5 protein-coding genes are annotated in these 3,180 nt (G+C 73.4%); 4 read left to right on the top strand and 1 reads right to left on the bottom strand.

The genetic code is table 11. The features are described from left to right. The first annotated feature begins 145 nt into the window (after nucleotides 1–145). The 4 genes from GCU69_RS21880 (at nucleotide 146) to GCU69_RS21870 (ending at nucleotide 2,241) form a co-directional block, all read left to right on the top strand. Nucleotides 146–571, top strand: coding sequence for a Mov34/MPN/PAD-1 family protein (locus GCU69_RS21880; protein ID WP_098752091.1), 426 nt, complete (start codon nucleotides 146–148; stop codon nucleotides 569–571). 232 nt (nucleotides 572–803) lie between these two features. Then, a complete protein-coding gene (locus GCU69_RS34605) occupies nucleotides 804–905 on the top strand; it encodes a putative leader peptide (protein ID WP_328630013.1) in 102 nt (33 codons plus the stop codon). A gap of 107 nt (nucleotides 906–1,012) precedes the next feature. Continuing rightward, nucleotides 1,013–1,291, top strand: coding sequence for a MoaD/ThiS family protein (locus GCU69_RS21875; RefSeq protein ID WP_098752089.1), 279 nt, complete (start codon nucleotides 1,013–1,015; stop codon nucleotides 1,289–1,291). Beyond that, nucleotides 1,291–2,241 (top strand): PLP-dependent cysteine synthase family protein, encoded by a 951-nt coding sequence (locus GCU69_RS21870; protein WP_098752088.1) that lies wholly within the window; start codon nucleotides 1,291–1,293, stop codon nucleotides 2,239–2,241. The genes GCU69_RS21875 and GCU69_RS21870 overlap by 1 nt, the downstream gene beginning before the upstream one ends. A gap of 604 nt (nucleotides 2,242–2,845) precedes the next feature. On the opposite strand, the gene GCU69_RS21865 is transcribed toward GCU69_RS21870, so the two are convergent. Continuing rightward, nucleotides 2,846–3,180: type II toxin-antitoxin system PemK/MazF family toxin (locus GCU69_RS21865; protein ID WP_176604624.1), on the bottom strand; the 335-nt coding region annotated here is incomplete at its 5' end.

Genomic DNA, 3,180 nt, shown 5'->3' with positions numbered 1-3,180 from the left:
GTGGGCCGCGTCGCGGTGCGCGCGGCCGCGCGGCGGGCCCGCGGGCGTGGCATGCACCGTCCAGCACCTGGCGCCCCGTCCCACCATCCGGCCGGTATGGTCCACCACCCGCCGCCCGGAAAATCCGCCGCCATATCCTGGGCCCATGCTGACCATCACCCAGGACCTGCACGACAAGATCGTGGCGCACGCCCGCGCCGACCACCCGGACGAGGCGTGCGGTGTGATCGCCGGCCCGGTCGGCTCCGGCCGCCCCGAGCGCTACATCCCGATGCTGAACGCGGCCCGGTCGCCCACCTTCTACGAGTTCGACTCGACCGACCTGCTCAAGCTGTACCGGGAGATGGACGACCGGGACGAGGAGCCCGTGGTCATCTACCACTCGCACACCGCCACCGAGGCGTACCCCTCGCGCACCGACGTCTCGTACGCCAACGAGCCCGGTGCCCACTACGTCCTGGTGTCCACCGCCGAGTGCGGCAACGGCGAGGGTCCCTTCCAGTTCCGTTCGTTCCGGATCGTGGACGGCGAGATCACGGAGGAAGAGGTCCAGGTCGTTCCGGCCCCCTGACCGTTTCCTCCGACCGCCGCGGACCTCCCCCGGACCCTCCCCGGATCTCCCGCCGACCCTCCCACCAGCCCGCCCATCAGATCTTCCGTCCGCCTCCCGGCCGCCGCCGCGGCGGCCCCCGGGGCAGGTTCCGCCCGCCACCACCCGACAGCAGACGCACCGGTGTCCACGGTCTGTCCGAGCCGTGAGACGCAGTCCCGGTCCCCGGACAGGGAATCGATACGATGGCCCCATGGTTGTGCACGACGTGAGCGACAAGACCCCGGGCAGCATGCTCGTGGCGCGGCTGCACGTCGACCTGTGCCGCCTCGCGAGCGCGATCTGTCCCCGCTGAGCCCCGCCGCACGACCGGACGCAAGCACGCCCGGCCGGTCGAGGCGCCACGCCCCGCTGAGCCCCGCCGCGCACTTCCCGCCGACTTCCGACAGGAGCACCTCGCCCATGTCCATCCAGGTTCGCATCCCGACGATCCTCCGCACCTACACCGACGGCCAGAAGGCCGTCGAAGGCACCGGAGGCACCATCGAGGAGCTCATCACCGACCTCGAGGCCCGGCACACCGGCATCAGCGAGCGCCTGGTCGACGGCGGTGAGCTGCGCCGCTTCGTCAATGTCTATCTCAACGACGAGGACGTCCGCTTCATCGACGGCATCAAGACCAAGCTGTCCGACGGCGACACCGTCACCATCCTCCCGGCCGTCGCGGGCGGCGCCGCCTGATGCGGTACGACAGTCCGCTGGCCGCGGTGGGCAACACCCCTCTGGTGCGCCTGCCGCGGCTCTCGCCGGCCCCCGACGTGCGCATCTGGGCGAAGCTGGAGGACCGCAACCCCACCGGCTCGATCAAGGACCGCCCGGCCCTGCACATGATCGAGCAGGCCGAGAAGGACGGCCGGCTCACCCCCGGCTGCACCATCCTGGAGCCGACCTCCGGCAACACCGGCATCTCGCTGGCCATGGCGGCCCGGCTCAAGGGCTACCGCATCGTCTGCGTGATGCCGGAGAACACCTCCAGCGAGCGGCGCGAGCTGCTCGCGATGTGGGGAGCGGAGATCATCTCGTCCCCGGCGGCGGGCGGCTCCAACACCGCCGTCCGCGTCGCCAAGGAGCTGTCCGCGGAACACCCGGACTGGGTGATGCTCTACCAGTACGGCAACCCCGGGAACGCCGGCGCGCACTACACCGGCACCGGCCCGGAGATCTACGCGGACCTGCCGTCCATCACCCACTTCGTCGCGGGCCTCGGCACCACCGGCACCCTGATGGGCGTCGGCCGCTACCTCCGCGAGCAGAAGCCCGACGTCAGGATCGTCGCCGCCGAGCCGCGCTACGACGACCTCGTGTACGGCCTGCGCAACCTCGACGAGGGCTTCGTGCCCGAGCTGTACGACGAGTCGGTCCTCACCACCCGCTTCTCCGTCGGCTCCGAGGACGCGGTCGTCCGCACCCGCGAGCTGCTCCAGCAGGAGGGCATCTTCGCGGGCGTCTCCACGGGCGCCGCGCTGCACGCCGCGATCGGCGTCGGACGCAAGGCGGTCACCGCGGGCGAGCGCGCGGACATCGTCTTCGTGGTCGCCGACGGCGGCTGGAAGTACCTCTCGACGGGTGTCTACACGGCCGAGTCCACCGAGGCCGCGGTCGAGGCCCTGCACGGCCAGCTCTGGGCCTGACGGCCGGCCCCACCGGGGGCCTCACCGTCGGGATGTCCGGACCGCCTCCGCCGCGCCGCCTCCGCGCGGCGCACCGGAGGCGGTCCGCTGCGGAGGCGGTCCGTTTCCGGCGGCGGCCGGCTTCCGGATCCACAGCCGCGTCCGGATCCGCAGCCCCGTCCGGATCCACAGCCGCACCCGGATTCGCAGCCGTGTCCGGGCCCGTGTCCGCGGCCGGCTCCGCTCGCGCGGCCGCCTCGGGACCGGTGTCCTCGGCCGGTCCCCGTTCCCGTTTCCCGCGCACCCGGCGTCCCGTGTCCCGTGTGCCCGTGCCCGCGCACCCGTGCCCGCGCACCCGTGCCCGCGCACCCGTGCGCCCGCACCCGAGCACCCGCGCACGCGTGCATCCCCACGCGTGCACCCGTGCCCGCGCGGCCGTTTCGGCCGCTCCTGCCGCTTTTGCCTTTCCTGCCGCTCCCCGTGACCCGACGATCGCGCACCCGTACCCGCGCACCCGTACCCGCGCACCCGTACCCGCGCACCCGTACCCGCGCACCCGTACCCGCGCACCCGTACCCGCGCACCCGTACCCGCGCGGCCGTACCCGCGCGGCCGTTCCCGTGTCTCAGCGGGCCAGATGCCGTACCCGGGACCAGATCTTCCGGTCCACCTCGCCCACCCGGCGGCGGAACTCCGCAAGCGGTACGTCCCGCAGCTCGTCCGTCTCCAGATAGCTCAGCCGGTCCCGCGAGTCGCCGACCGAGCCCGGCGGCAGCGCCAGCACGCCCGGCCGCTCCTCGTGGTACCTGCTGGTGATCTTCGCGACCAGCGCCGTCCGCCCGCGCACCGCCAGCACCAGGCACGGCCGGTCCTTCGAGCCGGGCCCGTCCTCGTACGGGACCTCCGCCCACCAGATCTCCCGGGCCGCCGGCACCGCTCCGCCCGGCCGCCTCTCCGGGC

This window comes from Streptomyces lycii (assembly GCF_009735685.1).
In the GTDB taxonomy this organism is placed as follows: domain Bacteria; phylum Actinomycetota; class Actinomycetes; order Streptomycetales; family Streptomycetaceae; genus Streptomyces; species Streptomyces lycii.
This window is presented reverse-complemented; position numbering and strand designations above follow the sequence as displayed.

Coding starts and splice junctions, on each gene's coding strand:
- GCU69_RS21880 (WP_098752091.1), top strand. CDS start 146: ATGCTGACCATCACCCAGGACCTGCACGACAAGATCGTGGCGCACGCC.
- GCU69_RS34605 (WP_328630013.1), top strand. CDS start 804: ATGGTTGTGCACGACGTGAGCGACAAGACCCCGGGCAGCATGCTCGTG.
- GCU69_RS21875 (WP_098752089.1), top strand. CDS start 1,013: ATGTCCATCCAGGTTCGCATCCCGACGATCCTCCGCACCTACACCGAC.
- GCU69_RS21870 (WP_098752088.1), top strand. CDS start 1,291: ATGCGGTACGACAGTCCGCTGGCCGCGGTGGGCAACACCCCTCTGGTG.